Origin of the sequence: Mesorhizobium kowhaii (assembly GCF_003253745.1) — a bacterium.
GTDB classification, from domain to species: Bacteria; Pseudomonadota; Alphaproteobacteria; order Rhizobiales; family Rhizobiaceae; genus Mesorhizobium; species Mesorhizobium kowhaii.
Window position 1 is genome coordinate 844,814 of record NZ_MZXV01000032.1, and the last position, 26,134, is coordinate 870,947.

At 63.3% G+C, this 26,134-nt stretch carries 27 protein-coding genes, 1 tRNA gene and 1 riboswitch; of the genes, 22 read left to right on the forward strand and 6 right to left on the reverse strand.

Annotated features, from left to right (window positions below):
* Positions 1 to 26: 26 nt before the first annotated feature.
* The 3 genes from B5V02_RS16915 to B5V02_RS16925 are packed head-to-tail and all read left to right on the forward strand — an operon-like array spanning position 27 to position 3,317.
* Entirely contained in the window at positions 27 to 491 is a 465-nt protein-coding gene (locus B5V02_RS16915) for a MarR family winged helix-turn-helix transcriptional regulator (protein WP_111545235.1), read from the forward strand.
* Positions 484 to 1,773 (forward strand): HlyD family secretion protein, encoded by a 1,290-nt coding sequence (locus B5V02_RS16920; RefSeq protein WP_111545236.1) that lies wholly within the window; start codon positions 484 to 486, stop codon positions 1,771 to 1,773. Before B5V02_RS16915 ends, B5V02_RS16920 begins: the two co-directional genes overlap by 8 nt.
* Positions 1,770 to 3,317 carry a DHA2 family efflux MFS transporter permease subunit gene (locus B5V02_RS16925; RefSeq protein ID WP_111545237.1) on the forward strand — a complete coding sequence of 516 codons (1,548 nt, stop codon included), beginning with the start codon at positions 1,770 to 1,772 and terminating at the stop codon, positions 3,315 to 3,317. The genes B5V02_RS16920 and B5V02_RS16925 overlap by 4 nt, the downstream gene beginning before the upstream one ends.
* A 127-nt stretch (positions 3,318 to 3,444) precedes the next feature.
* Here the strand turns inward: B5V02_RS16925 and yidC are convergent, their stop codons facing one another.
* The 3 genes from yidC to rpmH are packed head-to-tail and all read right to left on the reverse strand — an operon-like array spanning position 3,445 to position 5,778.
* Entirely contained in the window at positions 3,445 to 5,259 is a 1,815-nt protein-coding gene (yidC, locus tag B5V02_RS16930; protein ID WP_111545238.1) for a membrane protein insertase YidC, read from the reverse strand.
* Between the two features lie 14 nt (positions 5,260 to 5,273).
* On the reverse strand, positions 5,274 to 5,627 hold the full coding sequence (gene rnpA, locus B5V02_RS16935; protein ID WP_111545239.1) for a ribonuclease P protein component: 354 nt from the start codon (positions 5,625 to 5,627) through the stop codon (positions 5,274 to 5,276).
* A gap of 16 nt (positions 5,628 to 5,643) precedes the next feature.
* Entirely contained in the window at positions 5,644 to 5,778 is a 135-nt protein-coding gene (rpmH, locus tag B5V02_RS16940) for a 50S ribosomal protein L34 (protein ID WP_008833937.1), read from the reverse strand.
* 278 nt (positions 5,779 to 6,056) lie between these two features.
* Here rpmH and B5V02_RS16950 point away from each other — a divergent pair, with 278 nt between their 5' ends.
* Entirely contained in the window at positions 6,057 to 7,550 is a 1,494-nt protein-coding gene (locus B5V02_RS16950) for a sensor histidine kinase (protein WP_111545240.1), read from the forward strand.
* A gap of 279 nt (positions 7,551 to 7,829) precedes the next feature.
* A tRNA-Arg gene (locus B5V02_RS16955) sits at positions 7,830 to 7,906 on the forward strand.
* Between the two features lie 145 nt (positions 7,907 to 8,051).
* Here B5V02_RS16955 and B5V02_RS16960 read toward each other — a convergent pair.
* Positions 8,052 to 8,357, reverse strand: a complete 306-nt coding sequence (locus B5V02_RS16960) for a pantoate--beta-alanine ligase (protein ID WP_342633861.1) — start codon at positions 8,355 to 8,357, stop codon at positions 8,052 to 8,054.
* A 294-nt stretch (positions 8,358 to 8,651) separates the two neighbouring features.
* On the opposite strand from B5V02_RS16960, the gene B5V02_RS16965 reads away from it, so the two are divergent.
* The 17 genes from B5V02_RS16965 to B5V02_RS17045 all read left to right on the forward strand — a co-directional run bounded on the left by B5V02_RS16965 (position 8,652) and on the right by B5V02_RS17045 (position 24,447).
* On the forward strand, positions 8,652 to 9,617 hold the full coding sequence (locus B5V02_RS16965) for an NUDIX hydrolase (RefSeq protein WP_111545241.1): 966 nt from the start codon (positions 8,652 to 8,654) through the stop codon (positions 9,615 to 9,617).
* Positions 9,618 to 9,684: 67 nt separating this feature from the next.
* Positions 9,685 to 10,659 (forward strand): quinolinate synthase NadA, encoded by a 975-nt coding sequence (nadA, locus tag B5V02_RS16970; RefSeq protein WP_111545242.1) that lies wholly within the window; start codon positions 9,685 to 9,687, stop codon positions 10,657 to 10,659.
* A complete protein-coding gene (locus tag B5V02_RS16975) occupies positions 10,656 to 12,197 on the forward strand; it encodes an L-aspartate oxidase (RefSeq protein ID WP_111545243.1) in 1,542 nt (513 codons plus the stop codon). The genes nadA and B5V02_RS16975 overlap by 4 nt, the downstream gene beginning before the upstream one ends.
* A complete protein-coding gene (gene nadC, locus B5V02_RS16980) occupies positions 12,197 to 13,051 on the forward strand; it encodes a carboxylating nicotinate-nucleotide diphosphorylase (RefSeq protein ID WP_111545244.1) in 855 nt (284 codons plus the stop codon). Before B5V02_RS16975 ends, nadC begins: the two co-directional genes overlap by 1 nt.
* Before the next feature lie 156 nt (positions 13,052 to 13,207).
* Positions 13,208 to 14,149, forward strand: a complete 942-nt coding sequence (gene bioB / locus B5V02_RS16985) for a biotin synthase BioB (RefSeq protein WP_111545455.1) — start codon at positions 13,208 to 13,210, stop codon at positions 14,147 to 14,149.
* Complete coding sequence (locus B5V02_RS16990) at positions 14,146 to 15,285, forward strand: 8-amino-7-oxononanoate synthase (RefSeq protein ID WP_111545245.1); 1,140 nt, start codon at positions 14,146 to 14,148, stop codon at positions 15,283 to 15,285. Before bioB ends, B5V02_RS16990 begins: the two co-directional genes overlap by 4 nt.
* Positions 15,282 to 15,917: a dethiobiotin synthase gene (gene bioD / locus B5V02_RS16995; RefSeq protein ID WP_111545246.1), complete on the forward strand. Its 636-nt coding sequence runs from the start codon at positions 15,282 to 15,284 to the stop codon at positions 15,915 to 15,917. The genes B5V02_RS16990 and bioD overlap by 4 nt, the downstream gene beginning before the upstream one ends.
* On the forward strand, positions 15,917 to 17,182 hold the full coding sequence (locus B5V02_RS17000) for an adenosylmethionine--8-amino-7-oxononanoate transaminase (protein ID WP_111545456.1): 1,266 nt from the start codon (positions 15,917 to 15,919) through the stop codon (positions 17,180 to 17,182). The genes bioD and B5V02_RS17000 overlap by 1 nt, the downstream gene beginning before the upstream one ends.
* The gene (locus B5V02_RS17005; protein ID WP_111545247.1) at positions 17,179 to 18,162 is read left to right on the forward strand and encodes a beta-ketoacyl-ACP synthase III; all 984 of its coding nucleotides are present in this window, start codon (positions 17,179 to 17,181) and stop codon (positions 18,160 to 18,162) included. The genes B5V02_RS17000 and B5V02_RS17005 overlap by 4 nt, the downstream gene beginning before the upstream one ends.
* A 96-nt stretch (positions 18,163 to 18,258) precedes the next feature.
* Positions 18,259 to 18,375, forward strand: a riboswitch (TPP riboswitch).
* Positions 18,376 to 18,476: 101 nt separating this feature from the next.
* Positions 18,477 to 20,312 (forward strand): phosphomethylpyrimidine synthase ThiC, encoded by a 1,836-nt coding sequence (gene thiC, locus B5V02_RS17010; RefSeq protein ID WP_111545248.1) that lies wholly within the window; start codon positions 18,477 to 18,479, stop codon positions 20,310 to 20,312.
* Complete coding sequence (thiO, locus tag B5V02_RS17015; RefSeq protein ID WP_111545249.1) at positions 20,309 to 21,283, forward strand: glycine oxidase ThiO; 975 nt, start codon at positions 20,309 to 20,311, stop codon at positions 21,281 to 21,283. Before thiC ends, thiO begins: the two co-directional genes overlap by 4 nt.
* Complete coding sequence (gene thiS, locus B5V02_RS17020; protein WP_111545250.1) at positions 21,280 to 21,477, forward strand: sulfur carrier protein ThiS; 198 nt, start codon at positions 21,280 to 21,282, stop codon at positions 21,475 to 21,477. Before thiO ends, thiS begins: the two co-directional genes overlap by 4 nt.
* Position 21,478: 1 nt before the next feature.
* Positions 21,479 to 22,252, forward strand: a complete 774-nt coding sequence (locus B5V02_RS17025; RefSeq protein WP_111545251.1) for a thiazole synthase — start codon at positions 21,479 to 21,481, stop codon at positions 22,250 to 22,252.
* On the forward strand, positions 22,249 to 22,854 hold the full coding sequence (locus tag B5V02_RS17030; protein WP_111545252.1) for a thiamine phosphate synthase: 606 nt from the start codon (positions 22,249 to 22,251) through the stop codon (positions 22,852 to 22,854). Before B5V02_RS17025 ends, B5V02_RS17030 begins: the two co-directional genes overlap by 4 nt.
* A complete protein-coding gene (locus B5V02_RS17035; RefSeq protein ID WP_111545253.1) occupies positions 22,845 to 23,606 on the forward strand; it encodes a hydroxymethylpyrimidine/phosphomethylpyrimidine kinase in 762 nt (253 codons plus the stop codon). Before B5V02_RS17030 ends, B5V02_RS17035 begins: the two co-directional genes overlap by 10 nt.
* Positions 23,607 to 23,986: 380 nt before the next feature.
* Positions 23,987 to 24,130 (forward strand): type II toxin-antitoxin system RelE/ParE family toxin, encoded by a 144-nt coding sequence (locus tag B5V02_RS42455; RefSeq protein ID WP_342633863.1) that lies wholly within the window; start codon positions 23,987 to 23,989, stop codon positions 24,128 to 24,130.
* Positions 24,127 to 24,447, forward strand: coding sequence for a helix-turn-helix domain-containing protein (locus B5V02_RS17045; protein WP_111545254.1), 321 nt, complete (start codon positions 24,127 to 24,129; stop codon positions 24,445 to 24,447). Before B5V02_RS42455 ends, B5V02_RS17045 begins: the two co-directional genes overlap by 4 nt.
* Positions 24,448 to 24,473: 26 nt before the next feature.
* Here B5V02_RS17045 and B5V02_RS17050 read toward each other — a convergent pair whose 3' ends face one another.
* Positions 24,474 to 24,779, reverse strand: coding sequence for a hypothetical protein (locus B5V02_RS17050; RefSeq protein ID WP_111545255.1), 306 nt, complete (start codon positions 24,777 to 24,779; stop codon positions 24,474 to 24,476).
* Between the two features lie 73 nt (positions 24,780 to 24,852).
* Entirely contained in the window at positions 24,853 to 26,058 is a 1,206-nt protein-coding gene (locus B5V02_RS17055; protein ID WP_111545256.1) for a M14 family metallopeptidase, read from the reverse strand.
* Between the last annotated feature and the right edge of the window lie 76 nt (positions 26,059 to 26,134).

The following is a 26,134-nucleotide window of genomic DNA, read 5'->3' on the forward strand; positions in this document are numbered from 1 at the left end:
AGTCGCACCCAGAAATCCAGCCCCCCATGCCATCGTCACCCAACATCAGCTTCGTGCTGCACGATGTCGCGCGTCTGCTTCGAAAGCGGTTCGAGCAGCGTTCGCGGGCGTCGGGGCTGACCCGCGCCCAGTGGCAGGTGCTGGCCTATCTGTCCCGGCACGAAGGCATCCACCAGAGCAGACTGGCCGACCTGATCGAGATCATGCCGATCACGCTCGCCCGGCTGCTCGACAAGATGGAGGCGCGCGGCTTCATCGAGCGCCGGCCCAATCCTGCCGATCGCCGGGCATGGCTGCTTTATCTGACGCCGCAAGCCCATCCGCTGCTCGAAATCATGCGCAGCAACGGCCAGAAATCGCGTGACGAGGCCTTTGTCGGCCTTTCCGCGGATGCCCAGCGGCATCTGCTGCAAACCCTATCCCTGATCAAATCCAATCTGCTCGAGGCTTGCGCCCAGCCAGCCGTCGACCGGGAGAAAGTACATGGCTGATTCAACCTCACCCAAACAGCCCGCCAAGGACGAAGCTTCGGATCGGAAGAGCGACCAGATCATCCGGCTGGATAGCGAACGCGAACAGAGGCGAGCCAACACCGTCATCGCCGGTGACGAACTGGAAGCACCGGTTGCCCTCGAGCCGGCGGCGCTGGAGGCTCCCTCCAAGGAGCCGCAGCCGCAAGCCGCGGTTGCCGTTGCACCCCCGGCGCCGGTCAAGCCCAGGCGCAGCCTGACACGGCCGATCCTTTTCGCCCTGCTTCCGGTCGCGCTGGTTGTCGGCGGCTATTCCTATGTCGTCGGCGGCCAGGTCATGACATCGGACAATGCCTACATCCAGGCGCAGTCGCTCGGGGTTTCCACCGACGTCTCCGGCACCGTCTCCGAGATCGACGTGCACGAGAACGAGGCGGTGAAGAAGGGCGACGTGCTTTTCCGCTTGAGGCCGGCCTCCTTCGATACCGCTCTCGCCGCGGCCCAGGCCCAGCTCGGGACGGTGCGCAACCAGGTGCTGACCTTGCAGGCAAGTTACCAGCAGTCGTTGGCGCAGATCGAGCAGGCGCAGGCCGATATTCCCTATTTTGAGGCCGCTTTCAAACGCCAGCAGGATCTGCTCAAGACCTCCACTGCCTCCAAGGCGACTTTCGACAGCGCTCAGCACGACCTCGATGCCGCCCGCCAGAAAGTGTCCGTCGCCAAGGCGCAGGCACAGGCGACGCTTGCCCAGCTGGGTGGCGACGCCAACCAGCCGGTCGAGAAGAACCCCTTCTACCTGCAGGCCCAGTCGGCCGTGGACGACGCCCAGCGCAACCTCGACGATGCCGTCGTCAAGGCGCCGTTCGACGGCATCGTCACCAATGTGGATATGCTTCAAGTCGGCAAGTATCTGCCGGCGTCGCAGCCGGCGTTCAGCCTGGTGTCGGCGACCGACCTTTGGATCGCGGCGGAGCCGAAGGAAACCGAACTGACCTATGTGCGGCCAGGGCAGACGGCGACGATCAGCGTCGACAGCTATCCAGGTAGCGTCTGGCATGGCACGGTCGCCTCCATCAGCCCGGCCTCGTCGTCGAGCTTCTCGCTGCTTCCGGCGCAGAACACCACCGGCAACTGGGTCAAGGTCGTGCAGCGCATCCCGATGCGCGTGACGGTCGACGATCCGCAGGGCAAGCCGCCGCTGCGCGGCGGGATGAGCGTCGAGGTCGGCATCGATACCGGCCATGCGCGCGGCCTGCCGGACTTCGTCACGGATCTCATCAACCGGTTCGAGCAGAAGTCATGACCGGCGCGTCCGCGACAGGTGGCACATCGGTGATCGCCAATCGCGGCGCCATCACCGCTTGCGTGATCCTGGCCACCATCATGCAGGCGCTGGATACGACCATCGCCAACGTGGCGCTTCCCTATATCCAGGGCAGCGTTTCGGCGAGCGCCGACCAGATCAACTGGGTGCTGACGTCCTACATCGTCGCCGCGGCCGTCATGACGCCGCCCTCGGGTTACCTTGCCAATCGTTTCGGCCGCAAACGCGTCCTGCTGACCGCCATCACCGGCTTCGTCGTCGCTTCGGTGCTTTGCGGCTTCGCGCAATCGCTGCCGCAGATCGTCGGCTTCCGCCTGCTGCAAGGTCTGTTCGGTGCGGCTTTGGTGCCACTGTCGCAGAGCATCCTGCTCGACATCTACAGCGTGGAAGAGCGCGGCTCGGCCATGGCGCTGTTCGGCGTTTCCATCATGGTCGGGCCGGTGCTCGGGCCGGTCATCGGCGGCTGGCTGACCGAAAATGTCAGCTGGCGCTGGGTGTTCTACATCAACGTCCCGATCGGCATGCTGGCTTTCGCCGGCGTGTCTATGTTCGTCCAGGAAACCAAGACCGACCTCAAGGCAAGGCTGGACTGGCTGGGATTCGGCATGCTCAGCCTCACCATCGCATCGCTGCAGATGTTTCTCGATCGCGGCGAGCAGCTCAACTGGTTCTCGTCATCCGAGATCATCGTCGAGGCGCTGATCTGCGCGTCGGCCTTCTACATCTTCCTCGTCCACACCTTCACCGCCCGCAACTCGTTCGTGAACCCAAGGCTCTTCCTTGACCGGAATTTCGCCGTCGGCATGGTCTTCATTTTCATCGTCGGCATCACCTATCTCGCCTCGCTGGCCCTGATGACGCCCTATCTGCAGACGCTGATGGGCTATCCGGTGGTGACGGCCGGCATCGTCATGGGGCCGCGCGGCCTTGGCACCATGGCTTGCATGTTCCTCGTCGGCAGGCTGATCGGCAAGGTGGATACGCGCTGGCTTCTCCTGACCGGCCTGCTGATCACCGCCTGGGCGATGTACGATATGACCGGCTGGACCCCTGATGTCTCGCAATGGACGATCATCAGCACCGGCTTCATCCAGGGTGCGGGGCTCGGCTTCCTGTTTGTTCCGCTGACCACCATCACCTTCGCCACGCTGGCGCCGGAGCGGCGCGCGGAAGGCACCGGACTGTACAATCTGTCGCGAAACATCGGCTCCAGCGTCGGCATATCGGTCGTCACCGCGCTGTTGACGCAGAACGTGCAGGTCAACCACGCCAACATCGCCACCTATGTGACGCCGTACAACCAGGCGTTCAGCAACCCGGCGATCTTCCAGGCGATGAACCCCTACAGTGCCGCCGGCCGTGCGGCACTCGACGGCGTGGTGACGCTGCAGGCGACGATCATCAGCTACATGAACGACTTCAAGCTGATGATGATCCTGTCGCTTGCCGCCGTTCCGCTGGTTCTTTTGCTGCGCAAGCCGGTGACGTCGGCCAAGGTCGACCACAGCGCCGTCATGGAGTGATGCTTTGGCAGCGGTCGAGGCCGCCCCGAGACCGCGTTCAGTTTCGCCGATCACAGGAACGTGAGCCGACCCCAGCCCAAACAAAAAAAGCCCCGGACCAGCCGGGGCTCTTTGAAAGAGAGGCCTGCTATTCCGCCGGCGACGGTTTCTTTCGAAACAGTGCGACCAGATTGTCCCACAGTTCGATCTTGGCGCCCTGGCGCTTCATGATCACGCCTTGCTGGAGGATCGACAGCGTGTTGTTCCAGGCCCAGTAGATGACCAGACCGGCCGGGAAACCCGCCATCATGAAGGTGAAGATGACCGGCATCCAGGTGAAGATCGCGGCCTGCGTCGGATCCGGCGGCGTCGGGTTCATGCGCATCTGCAGGAACATGGTAACGCCCATGATCAGCGGCCAGACGCCGATCATCAGCATGTGCGGCAGAGTGAGCGGAACGAGGCCGAACAGGTTGAAGATCGACGTCGGATCCGGTGCCGCCAGATCCTGGATCCAGCCGAAGAACGGCGCATGGCGCATCTCGATGGTGATGTAGAGCACCTTGTAGAGCGAGAAGAAGACCGGGATCTGCAACGCCACCGGCCAGCAGCCGGCCAGCGGATTGATCTTCTCGGTCTTGTACAGCTCCATCATCGCCTGCTGCTGCTTCATCTTGTCGTCCGCGTATTTCTCGCGGATCTCCAGCATCTTGGGCTGCACCTTCTTCATGTTCGCCATCGACGCGTAGGACTTGTTGGCGAGCGGGAAGAAAATGGCCTTGACGATGACGGTAGTGGCGAGGATCGCCAGGCCGAAATTGCCGAAGAATTTGTAGAGCGTGTCGATCAGCCAGAACATCGGCTTGGTGATGAAGTGGAACCAGCCCCAGTCGATCAAGAGGTCGAACCGCTTGATGTGGCGGTCTTCCGCGTAGGCGTTGATCTTGCCGACCTCCTTGGCGCCGGCGAAGATTTCGCTCTCCAGCGTCGCCGACTGACCCGCATCGACGGTGATCGGGTCGGTCAGGAAGTCGGACTGGTAGCGATGGCGGCCGTCCTCGAAATAGGCGTAGCGCGGCTGGAACGGCTGCTTCTCGGTCGGCACCAGCGTCACCGCCCAGTATTTGTCGGTGATGCCGAGCCAGCCGTCGGTCGACTTGCCCGGCGTCGCCTGCTTGTCCTTCTCGATCGACGCGTATTTGTGTTCCTGCAGGCCTTCCGTGCCGGTGAAGCCGATCAGGCCTTCATGCAGCACATAGGTGCTGGCGACGGCCGGCTTGTCGAACCGGGTGACACGGCCGTAATTGGATAGCGAGACAGAAGCCGCGCCCGAATTCTGGATCGTATCGGAAACCGTGAACATGTAGTTGGTGTCGACCGAAAAAGTCCGCTTGAAGGTCAGGCCCTTGTCGTTCGAATAGGTCAGCGTGACCGGCGTTGTCGCGGTCAGCGTCGCATTGCCATCGACGGTCCACACCGTCTCGGGACCGGGCACCGCGCCGGTCTTGTCGTTGCCGACAAAGCCGATCTCAGCATAATAGCCATTGGGCAGTGCCGCCGGGTTGAGCAGGCTGATCTCGGGCGAATTCTTGTCGACCGTCTCGGTGTAGTGCTTGAGCTTGAGGTCGTCGAGACGGGCACCGGTGAGGTTGATCGAGCCCTCGAGGCTCGGTGTGTCGATCTTGACGCGCTTGCTGGTCTCCAGCGCCTGTTCGCGGCCGGCCGGCGTCACGGCGTCGGTGCCGGGTGCGTTGGGAATGGCGCCAGGTGCGACGGGCGTTCCGGTATCGGCGCCGGGATTGGCGGCATCGGCGGCCTTCTTCTGCTCTTCGACGCGCTGCTGCTCGATGCGGGCCGCCTCGCGCTGCTGCTCGCTGCGCGGCAGCACATAAAAATATTGCCACACCGCCAGGATCAGCACCGACAGCGCGATGGTGATGAAGAAGTTCCGGTTGTTTTCCATCGAAAGCCCTTGGCCTATCGTGTTCCGCGCAATCGGCGGGAGAGTTCGGCCTTCAACTGGCCGAACGGAATGGTAAGCACGTCTTCGCGCCCGACGATGACATAGTCATTGCCAGGCGCCATGTCACTTGCCGCATGCGTACGGACGGCTTCTCGCAGCCGCCGCCGGACGCGGTTGCGGACAACCGCATTGCCGACCTTCTTGGTGACGGTATAGCCGACGCGCGGCGACAGGCCGTCGCCGCGATCGAGAACCTCAACGAGAAAAAGCCGCCCGCGTCGCTTTTCACCACGACGGACAGCCAGGAATTCCGCGCGCTTCAGAAGCCGCTTGGGATTTGGTCCCACTGGCTTGCCGGATGCGGGCAACGATCTCGTCTTCCGTTCAGGCGCTAAGCCGCTTGCGACCGCGGTTGCGGCGAGCTGCGACGACGCCGCGACCACCCTTGGTGGCCATGCGGGCACGGAAGCCGTGCCGACGTTTGCGGACGAGTTTAGACGGTTGGTAGGTACGCTTCATTTGTTTTAATACCGCGGGGTGCGGCCCTTCTTGATTCTGTCACTGTGTAACAGGAGCTTTGCCGGGCCGGCTTTGGCGCGATCGAAACCGCGCCGGGACGAATGGCCCGAGCGTGAGCGGGCTTATAGAAAGAAGGGTTTTGGAAGTCAATCCGGCGTCGTCAGGCCGAAGCCGGTCGTCGTTCAGGCCAGTTTATGTTTCAGACCAAGGATGAAATTGGCAAAAAAGCCGTAATCGCCTAATCTGCGTTGATCAAGTGATTGTGAAGATAGAGTCGCATGAGCGAAACCATACAAGCGGAGGAAAGGATCGACACGGCGGCGCCAGCCACCGTGCGCACCGTCCCGCTGTCGCGCGGCCTGTCGACCAAGCTGCTGCTCCTGACCATCGTCTTCGTGCTTCTGGCCGAAGTGCTGATCTTCCTGCCGTGGATCGCCAGCTACCGGCTGAACTGGCTGAAGGAGCGGCTGAGCACGGCGGCGGCGGTGTCGATCGTGCTGGTGCAAGGTGAATCCACCTCGCTGTCGCGTACGGCCCAGAACGACGTGCTGATGGCGATCGGCGCCAAGGCGATCGCGGTGCGCGACGGCGGCGTCTCGCGGCTGCTTGTGGTGGCCGAGATGCCGCCGAAGGTCGACGAACATGTCGACATCGCCTCGATCGGCATGATCAAGGGCATGACCGGCGCGCTCGACACGCTGTTTTTCGGCGGCAACCGGATGCTGCGCGTTTTCGGCCCGGTCGGCGACAGCGACAAGGAGTTCGAGCTGATCATGCCGGACAACAGTCTGCGCAATGCCATGCTCAGATATTCGCGCAATGTCGCCTTCGTCTCGCTGCTGATCTCGCTGTTCACCGCAATGCTGGTCTATGCCGCGATCGACCTGATCATGATCGGGCCGATCCGGACGATGACGCGCTCGATGCTGTCCTTCTCCGAGGCGCCCGACGATCCCGGGCGCATCATCCATCCCGCCGCCCGCGCCGACGAGATCGGCGTTGCCGAGCGCGAGCTGTCGCAGATGCAGGAGCGGCTGCAAAAGATGCTCTCCGAGCAGAAGCACCTTGCCGACCTCGGCCTGGCCGTCTCCAAGATCAACCATGACATGCGCAACATCCTGGCCTCTGCGCAGCTGATGTCGGACCGCCTGCGCCAGGTCAAGGACCCGACCGTGCAGGCCTTCGCGCCGAAACTGCTGCGCGCGCTCGACCGCGCGGTGTCCTATTCCGAAGGCGTGCTCGCCTATGGCCGCACCCAGGAGCCGCCGCCTTCGCGCCGCAGGCTCAGGCTGCGCCAGCTGGTCGAGGACGTGCACGGCCTGCTCGACATCGAGCAGGGCATCGAGTTCGTCAACGCCATCGAGCCGTCCTTCGAGGTGGACGCCGATTCCGATCAGCTGTTCCGCGTGCTCACCAATCTCTGCCGGAATTCCGTGCAGGCCATGGCGTCGGACAATGAAAGCGCGCTGGTCCGCCGCCTGGCGGTGTCGGCCGTGCGCCTGGGCAGCGTCAGCCGCATCGCTGTCACCGACACCGGCCCCGGCCTGCCACCCAAGGCGCGGGAAAACCTGTTCGCGGCCTTTCGCGGCTCGGCCCGCAGCGGCGGCACCGGCCTTGGCCTGGCGATCGCGCATGAACTGATCCGTGCGCATGGCGGCACGGTGGAGCTGGTCGAGAGCATTGGCGGGCGCACCACATTCGCGGTCAGCATTCCCGACCAGCCGGTCCGGCTCGACCAGGCCCGCAGCAACGGCCTGCGCCGCCCGGCATGATCGTGTTCGGGCGCTGTTTCGCCCGATGCTCTCCCCTCAGGCCCCCGCCCATTTCTCAGGGATCGGTGCTTTTCCCTTCAAGGATTGAGATCGGGCCCTCGACTTCGATGCCGTTTCGAAGCGCCGGAATCCGGGCTGTGATCGCCGACCAGGGCCCCTGCGACAAAACTTTTGCCGGATCGGCTTGCTTTTCGGAAATTCAGTCGCTAGGGAACACGTCTCGTCGCGGCCGGTCGTTCACGATCAGATCGCGGGGTCATGGAAAGCATGGCCCATTGCGCGCCCGTAGCTCAGCTGGATAGAGCACCAGACTACGAATCTGGGGGTCAGGAGTTCGAATCTCTTCGGGCGCGCCATTCCATCTAATCGAAATCGTTAACATATTTTACAATCAACCGGCTGCGGCACCGGCTTAATTTTGAGCATTCAGCCGGTTTTGGAAGAACGGACATCCCTTCGAGTTATGTCACAGCTTGGCGTACGCTCGACCGGGGTAAGACCCTAACATTGTCGATCAGCCGCGTCTCGCCAAGCCACGCCGCAACAAGCAGTCGCGCAGGCCGGTCGAGGTCGTGCAGCGGGCCGCAAATCCTCCTCCACCCGCAGCTCCAGATATTCGACTTGCGCGTAGCCGGCGGCAAGGATCGCCGCCCGCGCCTCAACAAGCTTTGGGCCAACCGGCGCCCCGCGCGCGAGTTGCTCCGCCGCGTCGAACAGCACCGATGCAAGTTTCGGCGCGGCCTGTCGCTCGGCGGGCGTGAGGCAGACATTGCGCGACGAGAGAGCCAGCCTGTCAGCCTCGCGCACCGTCGAGCAGCCGACGACGGCGATTGGAATGTCCAGTGCCTTCTTGGCGTAAAACGACCCCCGGCGGCGTCACCGCCCTCACATGGTGCGTCGCGCTCATGGCATCCTTCCCTTACGTAAGCCACCCGGCGCTCGCATTTGGCATAGATTTGTGCGGATGCGAAGGGCAAAGACCTGCAGTGACTGCACTGTGCCGTTCCGCGCGAACGTTGACGGGCAGCAGGCGGCAGTCCACCCTTCGCTCACGTTGGTTCCTTCGGGGCGCCACGATTTTCGGAACTCCATCGGACCCAAATGCAAGACACGACGACACAGGCGACGAAGCGCGCCGCAACAACCAACCGCAGCCGGGCCGTCAGTGCGGACCTGATCGCTGTTGTCATTGCCGTGACGAATGGTGAACCACGCGTTCTGACCATCGGACAGGCGGACGCTTTGCCGTCTGGCCCTTTTGAGCTCGGCCATCGCTCCTTGCAGTCGGGTCTGCGGGCGTGGGTAGAGCGGCAGACCGGTCATCCGCTGGGCTATATCGAACAACTCTATACGTTCGCCGACCGAGACCGGATCGGCGACGAGCGCGTGCAGATCTCGATCAGCTATCTCGGCCTGACGCGGGAAGAGCAGGCCGAGAGGTCTCCAACGCATGGCTGGCGCGGCTGGTACGACTATTTTCCGTGGGAAGATCACCGTGCGGGCGTGCCGTCCGTCCTGCCTGATATCCTCATGCCCCGACTTTTGGTCTGGACCGATGAAGCCGAAGACATGAACATGCGCCGTGATCGCCGGCAGCGCGTGGCATATGCCTTCGGCCTGGATGATCGCGACTGGAACGAGGAACTCGTCCTGCAGCGATACGAACTGCTCTATGAAGCCGCGCTGGTTGCCGAAGCCACCCGTCACTCGGACGATGGCAGCCCGCTATCTGTCTCCGGTCGACCGATGATCGCCGACCATCGCCGTATTCTGGCGACCGGAATCGCCAGGCTTCGAACCAAGATCAAATACCGGCCCGTCGTCTTCGAACTGATGCCACCGGCATTCACGCTGCTGCAGTTGCAGCGCACCGTCGAAGCGCTCGCCGGCAGGCTCGTGCACAAGCCGAATTTCCGGCGTCTCATCGAACAGCAGGACCTGGTCGAGGAGACAGGCGAGACGGTGGCGGATACAGGCGGGCGCCCGGCCAAGCGTTTCCGCTTCCGCCAGACGGTTCTGGCGGAACGAGCAGTCGCAGGGACGAAATTGCCACTTTCGCGCGCTTGACATTGCTTATACTCAAGCTAAGTATATGCCATAGTTATACTCACATAGAGCATAAGGAACGCCGGGCATGCTCAACGTCTCCACGCGCACGGCCGCGCTCTATGATCGCGTGCGGCGGGTCATCCCGCCCATCGAATGGCCGACCTTCGCCGACGATATCGAGGCCATTCTCGATCTGAAACGGCAGCGAAACGCCGTCATCCTGGCGCACAACTACCAGACGCCGGAGATCTTCCACTGTGTCGCCGACATCGTCGGCGACAGCCTGGCGCTTGCCCGCAAGGCGATGACGGCCGAAGCCGATGTCATCGTGCTGGCAGGCGTGCATTTCATGGCCGAGACGGCAAAGCTGCTCAATCCGCAAAAGACGGTACTCATTCCCGACCTGCGCGCAGGCTGTTCGCTGGCCGACTCGATTACTGCCGAAGACATTCGCCTGCTTCGGCAGCGCTATCCCGGCGTATCGGTCGTCACCTATGTCAACACGTCAGCCGACGTGAAAGCCGAGTCCGATATCTGCTGTACCTCCGGCAATGCGAAAGCCGTAGTGGAGTCACTTGGCGTTCCCCGGGTGATCATGTTGCCGGACGAGTATCTGGCCCAGAACATCGCCGCCCAGACCGACGTGCAGATCATCGCCTGGAAAGGGCGTTGCGAGGTGCATGAGCGCTTCACGCCTGCCGACATCCGCCAGCTTCGCGAGGACCATCCCGGTGTGACGGTGCTGGCCCATCCCGAATGTCCGCCCGAAGTGGTGGCCGAGGCCGATTTTTCCGGGTCGACCGCGGCCATGTCCGACTATGTCGGACGGCAAAAGCCGCCCCGCGTCGTGCTGATGACGGAGTGCTCGATGAGCGACAATGTCGCGGTCGAGCATCCCGAGGTCGAGTTCATCCGGCCCTGCAATCTGTGCCCTCACATGAAGCGGATAACGCTCGCCAACATCCGTGAGGCGCTCGAACAGAACCGCCACGTCGTGACCATCGCACCGGAGATTGCCGGGCGTGCTCGGCTGGCCGTCGAGCGGATGCTGGCGGTATGAGCATGGACGTCCGCGATCTCGCCGGGCGACCGGTCATCATCGGCGGCGGCATAGCCGGACTGATGACTGCGCTGCACATGGCGCCTGAGCCAGTGCTTCTCCTGTCGAGATCGCCGCTAGGCGCGGATGCGTCGAGCGCTTGGGCGCAGGGCGGACTTGCCGCCAGCCTAGGCGACAATGATGAACCGGCGCTCCATCTTGCCGACACGCTCGCTGCAGGCGACGGCCTCTGCGATGCGCAAGCAGCGGAGCACATCGTGTACGCGGCGCCCGCCGCGATCGAGGATCTGGCGCGCCTTGGGGTTCGCTTCGATCGGACACCCGAAGGAGCGCTGCGCCTCGGGTTGGAAGCCGCGCACAGCCGACGGCGCATCGTTCATGCCGACGGCGACGGGAGCGGACGGGAGGTCATGCGCGCCCTGGTCTCCGCCGTGCGTTCCACTCCGTCGATTGTGGTCGTGGAAGGCGTGGAAGCGCGCCGATTGGCTGTGGAGGACGGCAGGATCACCGGGGTGCTGGCGAGCTGTTCGACGGGTCCGGTGTTCTTCGCCACAGGACGGGTCGTTCTCGCCACAGGCGGGATCGGTGGCTTGTTCCACGACACGACAAACCCGCTCGGCAGTTGCGGACAGGGGCTGGCGCTCGCAGCGCGTGCCGGTGCTGTGCTTGCCGACCTGGAGTTCATCCAGTTCCATCCGACCGCGCTTGACGGGCCAGGCCGTCCGATGCCGCTCATCAGCGAGGCAGTTCGCGGCGAAGGCGCGGTGATCGTCGACGAGACAGGGCGGCGTTTTCTCGACGGCTTGCGAGGGGCGGAACTCGCACCGCGCGACATTGTCGCGCGCGCCGTCTGGAGGCATCTTGCCGACGGCCATCGCGTCTTCCTCGACGCACGCGAAAAGCCGGGCGCGACGTTCGCGCAGCATTTTCCAACGATCGCATCAGCCTGCAGCAAGGACGGCATCGATCCGGCGCGTGATCTCATTCCCATCCGGCCGGCGCAGCACTATCACATGGGTGGTGTCGCCGTGGATCTGGCCGGGCGCACATCGGTTCCTGGACTTTGGGCCTGCGGCGAAGTCGCCTCGACCGGGCTGCACGGCGCCAACCGGCTTGCCAGCAACTCGCTGACCGAGGCCGCCGTCGGTGCGCGCTGGGTTGCCGAGAACGTAGCCGGTTCGCCCGACGGCGGCGGAAAGCCAGCAATGGCAGCTAACCTGCCCACGCCGGATCCAAGGCCTGTGCGCCCTCTCCTGTCACATGCCCTTGGCGTCACGCGGGATGGCGAAGGTTTGAAAGAGGCTGCGCGCGCCTTGTTGCTGCTGTTGCAGCGGCACGACACAGCGTCCGATCCCGCCGCCGTCGGGCTGATGATCGCGGTTGCCGCCTTGCTGCGCCGCGAAAGCCGTGGCGCTCACTACCGGACCGACTTTCCCCATCAAGCGGCCGTCGCCCGCCGTTCCGAAATCACGCTCGACGCGGCCATGTTTGCGGCGCGGGAACTCGCCAACTCTCCAATGCTGGAAAGCGTCGCTTGATGAACCTATCCCCCCTTCCAACGATCATGCTCGAGCCTCTGGTGCGGGCAGCTCTGCTCGAGGACCTTGGCAGGGCCGGTGATTTGACCACCGATGCCATCGTACCGAAGGACCATCATGCGACAACGGTGCTGACTGCGCGCGAGGCCGGAACTGTAGCCGGTCTCGATATGGCGATGCTCGCTTTCAGGCTGATCGACCAGAATGTCGAGATGACAGTGGAGCGAGCGGACGGCAGCAACATCGCGCAAGGTGAGACCATCGCATCGGTCAGCGGTCCGGCCCGGGCCATACTCACCGCGGAACGGACGGCGCTCAATTTTCTCTGCCATTTGAGCGGCATCGCCACGGCGACGGCATCGGTCGTCGCGGCGGTTGGCGGCTATGGCGCAAAGATCGTCTGCACGCGCAAGACAACGCCTGGATTACGGGCCGTCGAAAAATACGCCGTGCGCGCCGGTGGCGGCTCCAATCACCGTTTCGGCCTCGATGACGCCATCCTGATCAAGGACAACCACATCGCCATCGCCGGCGGAATTCGCCCCGCGCTGGAGCGCGCGCGAAGCAGCGTCGGCCATCTCGTCAAGATCGAAGTCGAGGTCGACACACTAGCCCAACTGGAGGAGGCCATGGCCCTCACCCCCGACGCCGTCCTGCTCGACAACATGTCGGTCGACGAGCTTCGCCAGGCGGTGGCCATGGTTGCCGGCCGCGCCACGACCGAGGCGTCGGGCAGGATCACCGCCGCGATTGCGCCAGCCGTTGCCGCAACTGGTATCGATCTGATTTCCATCGGCTGGTTGACTCACAGCGCGCCGATCCTCGATATCGGCCTCGACTACCGTCAGCCTTAACCCTCGAGGCTGACCATCTAGCCTACCCAGCTTCTTTCGACCGTGTCCGCCATTTCAAAGGCGCCTGTGTCGCATAACGCAAGGAACAGGATGGAAATGCACGCAGCGATTTCGGAAAAGACCCAGCCTGAAGTTCAATCCTTCGACGGCAGCCGGATGTGGACCCTGGAAGAAGCCCAGGCCCTCCACGATGCGCCCTTCAACGACCTGCTGTTTCAGGCGCAGACCGTGCACCGCCAGAATTTCGATCCCAACAAGGTCCAGCTCAGCCGGCTTCTCAGCATCAAGACCGGCGGATGTCCGGAGGATTGCGGCTATTGCAGCCAGTCGGCCCATCACGAAACCGGCCTGAAGGCGTCGAAGCTGATGGAAGTCAGGCGCGTCATCGCCGAAGCGACCAAGGCGCGCGATGCCGGCGCCACCCGCTATTGCATGGGTGCGGCCTGGCGAAATCCCAAGACGCGCGACATGGATGCGGTGGTGGCGATGGTCGAAGGCGTCAAGGCGCTGGGCATGGAGACCTGCATGACGCTGGGCATGCTCGATCTTGAGCAGGCCGCTCAGCTGAAACAGGCTGGTCTCGACTATTACAACCACAACATCGATACGTCGGAACGCTACTACAGCGAGATCATCAGCACGCGCAGCTTTGCCGACCGGATCGATACGCTTGAGTTGGTTCGCCAATCCGGCATCAAGGTCTGCTGTGGCGGCATTGTCGGCATGGGCGAGGAGCCGGTGGATCGGATCGACATGCTGGTGACGCTGGCCAATCTGCCGGAGCATCCCCAAAGCGTTCCGATCAACATGCTGATCCCGATCGCCGGCACCCCGCTTGCCGAAGCCAAGCCCATCGAACCGATAGAATTCGTGCGCGTGATCGCGCTGGCGCGCATCATGATGCCGAAATCGCATGTGCGTCTTTCCGCCGGCCGCACCGCCATGACCGACGAGATGCAGGCACTGTGCTTCTTTGCCGGCGCCAACTCGATCTTCGTCGGCGACACGCTGCTGACCGCGGACAATCCCGGCGAGGACAAGGATACTCTGCTGTTCCGGCGCCTCGGTATCGAGCCTATGGGCCTCGAGGCGCAATGAAAGGGGCGCCCCTCGCCCGCTATGACGCGACCTTGCAGGGGCTGGCGCGCAAGGACCGGCTGCGGACGCTGTCGCCGCGCACCGGGCTCGACTTCTCGTCGAACGACTATCTCGGGCTCGCCGCATCGAGGAGGCTTGGCGGCGCGGTTGCGGCGGCGATCGCGCAGGGCACGCCGGTCGGCGCCACCGGGTCGAGGCTGTTGCGCGGCAACGCGCCGGAGCATGAGCAACTTGAGGCGGACGCAGCGGCGTTCTTCGGGACCGACCGCGCGCTGTTCTTCGGCAGCGGCTACATCGCCAACTTCGCTCTGCTGACCGCGCTGCCGCAAAAGGGCGACCTGCTGGTCCTCGACGAACTCGCCCATGCCAGCATGCATGAGGGCGCGCAGGCCGGGCGCGCCGAGTTCAAGCTGGCTGCGCACAACGACATTGGTGCAATCGAGGATGAGATCAACAACTGGCGCGTCGAGGGCGGCATGGGGCGCGTGTGGATCGCGGTCGAAAGCCTCTACAGCATGGATGGCGACCGCGCGCCGATGGAGAGCCTCGTCGAGCTAGCCGATCGGCACGAGGCCTTCATCGTCGTCGACGAGGCGCACTCCACCGGCGTCTGGGGACCGGACGGCCGGGGGCTGGCGGCCGCATTCGAGGGCCGCGACAACATCATTGCGCTCCATACTTGCGGCAAGGCGCTCGGCGCGTCCGGCGCACTGGTTACCGGATCGGGAACGCTGTGCGATTATCTCGTCAACCGTTGCCGGCCATTTATCTACGCCACCGCGCCATCGCCGCTGATGGCGGTCGCGGCGCGCGAAGCGCTCGCCATACTGTCCGACGAGCCCCTGCGCCGGGTTCGGCTGCATGAACACGTTGCTTTCGCCGGCCGCCAATTGGCCGAACGCTGTGGCGTGACGTCGAGCGGATCGCAGATCCAGCCATTCGTCATCGGCGACGTCAGGCGCACCATGGCGGTGGCGACGGCATTGCAGGCTCGCGGTTTCGACATACGCGGCATCCGCCCGCCGACGGTGCCCGAGGGCACATCGCGCCTGCGAATCTCGCTCACACTCAACGTCGACGAAGCCGACATTTCCGCCATGGTCGAGGCGCTCGTCGAGGTGTTGGCCACGGCATGACCAAGCGCATCGTCATCACCGGAACCGACACCGGAATTGGCAAGACGGTGTTTTCGGCCGGACTAACCGGCCTGCTCGACGGCTTCTACTGGAAGCCGGTTCAATCGGGCCTCGACGACGAGACAGACAGCGAGGTCGTTGGACGGCTCGCCGGCCTGCCGCCAGGCCGCGTCCTGCCCGAGGTCTACCGCTTGAGCAAGCCCCTGTCGCCGCATCGTTCAGCGGAAATCGACGGCGTCGCGATCGAGGCGGCAAAGCTCTCGCTTCCAGCCTTGCCGGGTCCGCTTGTCATCGAAGGCGCTGGCGGGCTGATGGTGCCCCTCAACCGACAGACAAGGTTCATTGACATATTCGCGCAATGGCGGCTGCCGGTCATACTGTGCGCCCGCACCGCGCTCGGCACAATCAACCACACGCTCCTCTCAATCGAAGCTCTGCGGGCCCGCTCTATCCCAATCATCGGCGTCGCCTTTATCGGCGACGAGGTGGCAGACACGCAAAGGACAATCGTGGAATTCAGCGGCGTGCCACAGCTCGGCAGGCTGCCGCACCTTGATCCGCTTACGGGTAAAACCCTGAGAGACGCGATGGTTGCCGGGTTCGACCTCGCTCTGATTGCCGGAGGCGAATGATGCTGCAGTCCCAAGTTTGGCACCCCTTCACCCAGCACGCGCTCGAGCATTCGATCCCCGAAATCGTCCGGACCGAAGGCGCCTACCTTCACAAGGCCGACGGCGCGCGCATCCTGGACGCCATTTCCTCCTGGTGGGTCGTCACGCATGGCCACCGCCATCCCCGCATCATGAAGGCTATCGAGGCGACCGCGTCGAGCCTCGACCAGATCATCTTCGCAGGCTTCACGCATGAGCCGGCAGAACGGCTGGCCAAGGCGCTTGTCGGCCTCGCTCCCTCCGGACTCGACTGGGTGTTCTATTCCGACAGCGGCTCGACCTCAGTCGAAGTCGCGCTGAAGATGGCGCTCGGCTATTTCCGCAACATCGGCGCGCCGCGCTCGCGCATCGCTGTGATGGAGCACAGCTATCATGGCGACACGATCGGCACGATGAGCGTTGGCGCCCGCGGCGTGTTCAACGCCGCCTATGAACCCCTGCTGTTCGAAGTAGACACCATTCCCTTCCCGGCCGCCGGCCGCGAGCAGGAAACGCTGGATCGTTTCGAGGCCGTCAGCCGCGACCGGCGCGCCGCCGCGCTGATCGTCGAGCCGCTCGTGCTTGGCGCCGGCGGCATGCTGATGTACCCGGCCTGGGTTCTGACCGAATTGAAGAAGATCGCCGAAGCCTCGGGCACACTGCTGATCGCCGACGAAGTGATGACGGGCTGGGGACGCACCGGGACCATGTTCGCCTGCGAGCAGGCGTCCATCTCTCCGGACATATTGTGCACCTCGAAGGGCCTGACAGGTGGTGCCATCCCGCTGGCGGCCACGCTCGCCACTGATGCAATCTTCCAGGCTCATTATTCTGAGGACCGGAAGAAGACCTTTTTCCACTCGAGTTCCTACACCGCCAATCCGATCGCCTGCGCGGCTGCGCTCGCCAATGTCGAGATCTGGCAGGACGAGCCGGTGGCAGAGCGGATTGCGGCCTTGAGCGCGAGGCAGGCCGCCGGGCTTCGACGCTTTCGCGACAATCAGTTCTTCACCGACGGCCGAGCGACCGGTACGATCGCGGCGCTCGATCTGCGCGCCGGTTCAGCTGGTTATCTCGCCGAGATCGGTCCTAAGCTGCGCGCGTTCTTCCTCGACCGAGGGCTGCTTGTGCGCCCGCTCGGCAACGTCCTCTATCTTCTCCCACCCTATTGCATCACCAGCGACGAGCTCGATCGGCTCTATGACGCCATCGAGGAGGCCGGCGAACGCTTCGGGTCTAGGCCATGAGCAGGTCGTCGCGCATTCTCGGATTTGGCCATCACGCGCCTGGGCGCAAGGTGGCAAATGCCGAGATCGAGAGCAATCTCGGCCTCGAGCCGGGCTGGATCGAAAGGCGTACCGGAATTCGTTCGCGCTTCTGGGCAACGGACGAAGATACGCTGTCTGGTCTTGCCACGCATGCGGGCGACATGGCGCTGGCGAATGCCGGTATTGACCGCAGCGACATCGGTCTGCTGTTGCTTGCCACCTCGACGCCCGACCACCTTCTGCCGCCCAGTGCACCCTTGGTCGCGCACAAGCTCGGCCTTGGCCGCGCAGGCGCGGTCGATCTAACCGGCGCCTGCGCCGGCTTCATCTATGCGTTGATGTTCGCCGACGGATTCACGCGTCTGCACGGCAAAGCGAGCCTTGTCATTGCCGCCAACATCCTCAGCCGCCGCATCAATCCGGCCGAGCGCGCCAGCGCCGTGCTGTTTGCCGATGCCGCCGGCGCCCTGGTGATTGGCCCTTGCGAGGACGCCGACCGGGGCATCCTCGGCGCGTCGGTGGATTCGGACGGCTCGCGCTACGAGCTGATCCAGATCCCGGCGGGCGGAAGCAACATCCCGTTCCAAAGTGGCCTGGATCTCGGGCGAACCCGCATGACGATGACCAACGGCCGCGAAGTGTTCGCCAAGGCTGTCGAGATGATGACCGATTGCTCGACAAGCGCGCTTGCCGCTGCCGGAGTGCGACCACAGGATGTCGGCCGGTTCGTGCCGCATCAGGCGAATGCTCGCATTTTCGATGCGGTCGGGAGGAACCTTGGAATAGCAGATCAAGCAATCGTCAAGACGATCGCGGAGTATGGCAACTCTTCTGCCGCGACGATCCCACTCTCCCTGTCGTTGGCCCATCAGATGGACACGTTTCGGCCGGGCGAGAGAATTCTTCTGGCGGCAGCGGGTGCGGGCCTCAGCGGCGGTGCGCTCGTCGTCGGAATTTAGCGGGGCGCCCCGCGCAGCAGACATCAAGACCAGCCACGTGAGTTGGATGGCCGGTCGAATGCGCTTGACAAGATAGCGCCGGCCCGTTCAATTCGATGCATTCACCAGGGGAGTCCCGGCAAGGGGCTGAGATACTGCTGGCTTTCGCGGCGCAGTGACCCGTTGAACCTGATCCAGTTCATACTGGCGTAGGGACGGTGCAAGCACTTTGCGGGAGTTCACGCCCGAAGTCCGTTTCGAACAGGCGGCCAAAGCGTCTTTTCATCCTTCCGGCACAGAACTGGGTCTCCAATGCATGAGCAAAGGAGCCTCAAATGAATGCCCTCACCCCCGCCGTATCGACGGGACCACTGCCCGCCTCACGGAAAATCCATAAGCCCGGTGCCATCCACCCCCAGATCAGGGTGCCGATGCGCGAAATTTCCGTCCATCCGACGGCGGGTGAACCGCCCGTCATCGTCTATGATCCGTCCGGCCCCTATACCGACCCGACTGCCGAAACCAGCATCGAAAACGGCCTCGCCCGGCTTCGCCATGAATGGATTGCGGCGCGCGGCGATGTCGAAGCCTATGATGGCCGCCATGTCCGGCCGGAAGACAACGGATTCGTGGTGGGCGAGCGCCTGACACCGGAATTTCCGGTCCGCAACCGGCCGCTCAGGGCCAAGGCCGGCAAGGCGGTGACTCAGCTTGCCTACGCGCGCGCCGGCATCATTACGCCTGAGATGGAGTTCGTCGCCATCCGCGAGAACCTCGGTCGCGAGATCCTGCACGGCAAGCTGCAGCGCGACGGCGAGCCTTTCGGCGCGACGCTGCCCGATTTCGTCACGCCGGAATTCGTGCGCGACGAAGTGGCGCGCGGGCGGGCAATCATTCCCGCCAACATCAATCACCCGGAGAGCGAACCGATGATCATCGGGCGCAATTTCCTCGTCAAGATCAACGCCAACATCGGTAACTCCGCCGTCACCTCGTCGATGGCCGAAGAGGTCGAAAAGATGGTCTGGGCGATCCGCTGGGGCGCCGATACGGTGATGGACCTGTCGACCGGCCGCAACATCCACAACATCCGGGACTGGATCGTGCGCAATTCACCGGTGCCGATTGGCACAGTGCCGCTCTACCAGGCGCTCGAGAAGGTCGGCGGCATCGCCGAGGACCTGACCTGGGAGGTGTACCGCGACACGCTGATCGAACAGGCCGAACAGGGCGTCGACTATTTCACCATCCACGCCGGTGTGCGGCTGCACTACATCCCGCTGACCGTTGACCGGGTCACGGGCATCGTTTCGCGCGGAGGCTCGATCATGGCCAAATGGTGCTTGCACCATCACCGGGAAAGCTTCCTCTACGAGCATTTCGCGGAGATCTGCGACATCTGCCGCGCCTATGACGTCTCCTTTTCGCTCGGCGACGGCCTTCGTCCCGGCTCGATCGCCGATGCCAATGACGCGGCGCAGTTCGCCGAGTTGGAAACACTCGGCGAGTTGACGAAGATCGCCTGGGCGAAGGATTGCCAGGTGATGATCGAGGGGCCCGGCCACGTTCCGATGCACAAGATCAAGGAGAACATGGACAAGCAGCTCGCTGTCTGCGGCGAGGCGCCGTTCTATACGCTTGGGCCGCTGACGACCGACATCGCGCCGGGCTACGACCATATCACCTCAGGCATCGGTGCTGCCATGATCGGCTGGTTCGGCACCGCCATGCTCTGCTACGTCACGCCCAAGGAGCATCTCGGCCTTCCCGATCGCAACGACGTCAAGATTGGCGTGATCACCTACAAGATCGCCGCCCATGCCGCCGATCTGGCGAAGGGTCATCCGGCAGCGAAAGTCAGGGATGATGCCCTTTCCCGCGCGCGCTTCGAGTTCCGCTGGGAGGACCAATTCAACCTGTCGCTCGATCCCGAAACGGCGCGATCCTTCCACGACCAGACCTTGCCCAAGGAGGCGCACAAGGTGGCGCATTTCTGCTCGATGTGCGGACCGAAATTCTGTTCCATGCGTATCTCTCACGACATCCGCGCCGAGGCACAGAAAGAGGGCATGGCGGCAATGGCGGCGAAATACCGCGAGGGCGGCGATCTCTACATGCCAGCTGACGAGACCGGCGTACCGCTCATGCCAGAGGCGCCGGAACGGTCATGAGGGTGCTGGTCAAAGGGGCCGGCGTCGCCGGCCTCACCGCGGCCTTCGAACTCGCCGCCCGCGGCGCGACGGTCACAGTCGCCGAGATCCGGCACGGCCTTGGTGGCAATGCGTCGTGGTTCGCCGGCGGCATGCTGGCGCCATGGTGCGAGCGTGAAAGCGCGGAGCTGCCGGTGCTGGATCTCGGACGTGACGCTGCCAACTGGTGGAACACGGTACTGCCCGGTCAGGTGACGTGGGCCGGAACACTGGTCGTGGCCGCGCCGCGCGATACTGGCGAACTCGACCGGTTCGCAAGTCGCACGTCGGGGCATCGGCGTGTTGATGAAGACGAAATTGCGCTCCTGGAGCCCGACCTCGCCGGCCGCTTCCGGCGCGGATTGCTCTTTTCTGATGAGGCTCATCTCGACCCGCGCCAGGCGATGGCAGCACTTCATGACAAGCTCGCGGCCATGGGTGTCGAGTTCCGCTTCGGCGCCGACGCCCGGCATGGTTCCGGTTTCGATCGCCAGATCGACTGCACGGGAATGGCCGCTGTCGATGACAGGCTGCGCGGCGTTCGCGGCGAAATGCTGATCCTGCGCACGCTTGATATCTCGCTGTCGCGCCCGGTCAGGCTGCTGCATCCGCGCTTTCCGCTTTATGCGGTGCCGCGTGCCGACATGCAGTTCATGATCGGCGCGACGATGATTGAGAGCCAGTCCGCCAGACCGGTCACGGCGCGTTCCATGATGGAGCTGCTGGGGGCCGCCTATGCCCTCCATCCGGCCTTTGGCGAGGCCGAGATCGTTGAAACCGGTGTCGGCGTTCGCCCGGCCTTTCCCGACAACCTGCCGCGCGTCGAAACGAGCGGAGACAGCGTCGCGATCAATGGGCTCTATCGCCACGGTTTTCTCCTCGCCCCCGCCATGGCGCGCCAGGCTGCCGACCTGTTTTTTCAGTCAAGACAGAAACAAGGAGCTTGCTCATGAAACTGACCGTCAACGGAGAAGCGCATGAGGTTGCCGCCACCACACTGGCCGAGCTGCTTGCCGCGCTCGACTATGAGGGCGATTGGCTGGCAACGGCCGTCAACAGCGATCTCGTGCACAAAGCCAACCGGGCGGAGTTCCAGTTGAGCGACGGCGACCGGATCGAAATCCTCTCACCCATGCAGGGAGGCTAGCATGTTCGACCTTCTCGGGACGACGCTTGCCTCCAGGCTGCTTCTCGGCACGGCTCAATATCCTTCGCCTGCCATCCTTGCCGATGCGGTCAAGGCCTCGGGCACGTCGGTGGTGACGGTCTCGTTGCGCCGTGAAATGGCAGGCGGCAGGGCCGGCGAACAATTCTGGTCGTTGATCCGCTCGCTCGGCGTCAGAATCCTGCCCAACACTGCCGGCTGCCACTCCGTCAAGGAAGCGGTCACGACCGCGAAAATGGCGCGCGAAGTCTTCGGCACGAGCTGGATCAAGCTCGAAGTGATCGGCAACCACGATACGCTGCAGCCGGACGTGTTCGGCCTGGTCGAGTCCGCCCGTATCCTGTGCGAGGACGGTTTTGCGGTATTCCCCTATACCACCGACGACCTTGTCGTCGCCGAGCGGCTGCTGGAGGCGGGCTGCGAGATCTTGATGCCATGGTGCGCGCCGATCGGCTCCGCCCTCGGCCCGGTCAACATCACAGCGCTGCGCTCGATGCGCGGACATTTCCCTGGCGTCCCGCTGATTGTGGATGCGGGGCTCGGGCGACCGTCGCACGCGGCCACCGTCATGGAACTCGGCTTTGATGCCGTGCTCCTGAACACGGCTGTCTCCAAGGCGGCCGATCCGGTCGGCATGGCGCGTGCGTTCGGCAAAGCGGTCGAGGCCGGTCGTGAAGCCTTCAGCTCGGGAATGCTCGAACCGCGCGACGTTGCCGTGCCATCGACACCGACGATCGGCAGGGCAGTTTTTTCATGAAGCTCGATCCCTTCTACCTGATCGTCGACAGCGCTGCCTGGATCGAGCGGCTGGTGCCGCTCGGCCTCAAGCTGGTGCAACTCCGCATCAAGACCATGCATGAAGCCGGGTTGCGCACCGAAATCCGGAAAGCGAAGGCCTTGTGTGCTCGACACCGGTGCCAGCTCATCGTCAACGACCACTGGCGCCTGGCAATCGAGGAAGGCTGCGACTTCGTGCATCTCGGCCAGGAGGATTTGCAAACCGCCGACCGCTCGCAGATACGGGCAGCCGGTATGAGGCTCGGGCTCAGCACGCATGATAATATCGAACTGGAAACAGCGATGGCCGCCGAGCCCGACTATATCGCGCTCGGCCCCGTCTACCCGACCATCCTGAAGAAGATGAAATGGGCGCCGCAAGGGGTCGAACGGATCAGCGAGTGGAAGCGCCGGGTCGCGCCGATCCCATTGGTCGCCATAGGCGGCCTCAACCCTGACCGGCTCGACGGAGTCTTCGCGGCTGGTGCGGACAGCGCGGCGGTGGTCACCGACATCACATTGAATGCCGATCCCGAAGCGCGCGCGCGGAAATGGATCGAAAAGACGGACCAATGGCGCTGAGGCGGGAACCGCATGTGCTTGTCGTCGGTGGATCGGACTCCAGCGGTGGTGCCGGAATTGCGCGCGACATCGAGACGATCTCTTCCATTGGCGTGCGCACCTGCCTTGCTGTCACCGCGCTGACGGTGCAGACGCACGAAGCCGTCATGGAAATCCATCCACTGCAACCCGATCTGGTGGCAGATCAGATGCGCGCGGCGCTGCAGGCCAACAAGGTGGCGGCCATCAAGATCGGCATGCTCGCAACCGCCGAGATCATCGTTGCCGTTGCCGCCGTGCTGCGCGAGAATCCGCAGGTGCCGGCAATCCTCGACCCCGTGCTCGCCTCGACCTCAGGCCGGGCGCTGCTGGAAGCAGGTGCCATCGCCGTCATGAAGCGCAATCTGATGCCGCTTTTCCGTCTCGTCACACCCAACCTCATCGAGCTGGCGCTCCTGGTTGGCTCGGAACTGGCCGTGGATGAGGACGGCGCACTGTTGCAAGGCCAGGAATTGCTGGCCGCCGGAGCGCAGGCCCTGCTGATCAAGGGCGGCCATGCAAAGGGGATTATGTCGAGAGATCTCCTGTTGCGCCCGAACTGCCTGCCTTTGTGGTTTGACGCACTACGTCTTGCCGGATCAATGCGCGGGACGGGATGCATGTTGGCCAGCGCGATCGCAACGCACCTGGCGAACGCGCGGCCCCTTGAAGACAGCGTACGCAACGGCAAGCTTTTTGTGTTCGAGAAGCTTCAGAAGAATGCAGCCGAATGACCGTGGCATTGGAAGCGGTCGGTGCGCTCCAAAATGCGTTTGTACGAAAATATGATCACTTGGCAAAAATGGCTGTTTGACCCGAATCTGTTATTTTTCAGGCTAGGCGGTGTCAGGATTTTCTTTGAGAAATTATAGTCTGTATGCTATAAGGTAAGGGCGAATGAAAACCCAAAGGCCCACGGTATGGATGGGATCGTCGAAGGATGACCTGCGCGAGTTTCCGGTCGACGTTCGCCGGTTGATGGGTGCCGCAATCAACGACGCCCAGAATGGTGAGGAGCACCCGGCTGTCAAAGCCCTGAAGGGTTTGGGGGTCGCAGCATCCTCGAGGTGGTCGACGACTTCGACGGAGATACCTACCGGTGCGCTTTGCCGGGGTGATCTACGTCCTTCATTGCTTCCAGAAGAAGTCGAAGAGGGGCAGAGAGACACCCAAGCACGAAATCGATCTCGTTACGGCGCGATTGAAGGCGGCCGAGGCGCACTACCGCGAAAACTATGGGAAAGGAACAAAGTCATGACTGAAGACATCACCGCCGAAGTGAGCAGCGGCAACGTGTTTGCGGACCTCGGCTTTGACAATCCCGAAGAGGAATTGCTCAAGGCCAAGTTGGCCCGCGAGATCCGCGCCATTATCAAGCGCCGGCGCCTGACCCAGGCGAAGTCGGCCGAACTGCTCGGGATGAAACAGCCGGACGTCTCAGCGATCGTCACCGGGCGAACGGGCAAGTTTTCAATAGACAGGCTGGTTCGCTGTCTGGACCGGCTCGACTACAAGGTCGACGTGGTGGTTCGCCATAAGCCTCGACGGTCGACTCGTGCAGCTGAAGCCGCTTGACCAGACGGCTTTGCCGACGAGAGGCATCATCTTCTGAGGCGACGGAAATCGACGACGCGGCCATTGTGTGCGCTCACTGCAATTTCGAAGCGGCTGCCGCCGCGCCGAGCGTGATAGACGAAGAACCGCCCGCGGCAATCCTCGCGTCGAATGTCCCGAAAACCGCGATTGCGCAGGATTCGCTCGCCATCTCGGCAAGTGATCGCTCTGCCATTGTTCAGGCTGCTGCCGATATTGATGTTGATTGTGACGGCATAGGCGGGCGTTGGCGAAGCCACAGGCACTACAGGGGTGAGAGCCAGACCAAAGTAAGCGAAAAGAAGCAGGCGCATAACCATTCTCCGTATCAACGTGCTCCGCGTGACATCAAATTCATCATCGGTTGAACACCAAATCGGCGGATGCTCACTCGGGATAGGTCTCGGCGCCCTCCGTCGCCGTCTTGTGGAAAAGGATAAATGCCAAGGGGTTGCCGGGCTCGGACATTGCATCGCTGCGCTTGCCAGTCATCTCTCCAGCCACGCTGCTTGTATACTCCGCAACCACTTCGCCGAAGCTATTGCGCTGGATGGCCACCTTCTGTCCGGCCTCGACCTTGTCGTTGAGTTTGACCAGATGCTCGACGATCCCGCCCTCGGTCGCCAGGATCGGGAATGAACTGTTGCCGACAAAGACGGTCACGTCCTTGCCCGTGCGTCCCATCGGCCCGGCGACGATGCCGTGATGCTTGAGCACGTTCATCGTGCCTTCCACGAATAGCCCGATCATCTCGAGGTCCAGGTGGCGGGCAGCCCCGATCTCCGGGCAAAAGGACGGGATGCCCGCGGCGTTAAACGCGTTATGGAGGACATTGGGATATGTAGGATTGTCGAAGATCTGGCCGATCGGATAGAGCTCCGCCATCGCCTTGATCTCGGGCACGTCCATCTCGGCAATATTGAATGCGGTGACCTCGAATCCGGTCGTTCCGGTATGGAAGTCGATCGCGAAGTCGGCGTTGGGCCGCAGCAGCCGGTTGAACACCAGCCCGGCGTGCCGGCTTGCCGCGGTGAAGCCGTTCTCGTTGCCGGGCCATTCCCGGTTCATGTCGATCAGGTCGGCGCCCCTGCCCGAATTGGGCCATCGGCGCTGCATGCTTTCGAGGGCCGCGCGCGACACGTCCGTGACCGCCATCACCGTGCCCGACATCTCCGCCGGATCGAGCTGGTTCATCACGGTCTGGACCGTGTGAATGGAACTCATCTCGTCGCCATGCACACCACTGGTCAGGACGCCGCGCTTGCCCGGCTTCGCCCCCCTGGCGACGGCCACGGACACATACCAATGCTGTCCGGTCGGCATCCGCACGCCCTGAAAATACAGAAGGTGCTTCTTGCCGGGCTCCAGGTCGTTGACGTCGAGCGCGCTGACGACCTTCTTCCCCTGGATCACATCGCCGGTATAGACCGTCCCTGATGGCGCACCCGATGCCGCGTCGGTGGTGGGAGCCGCTGTGTTTTGGGCATTCGCAGCGCCACCGTTGGCCGCGAGGGCGGCCGCCGCTCCGAACGTGGCAATGGAGGCTACCAACAGATCGCGGCGATCGAGGCCCTTTCTGGGTTTTTCCGACATGATGACGTTGTGTCCTTTGTTCGTTCTATTTCACGAATTCGCTTGCCAGCATCTTCGCGACGATTTGGATTGCGGC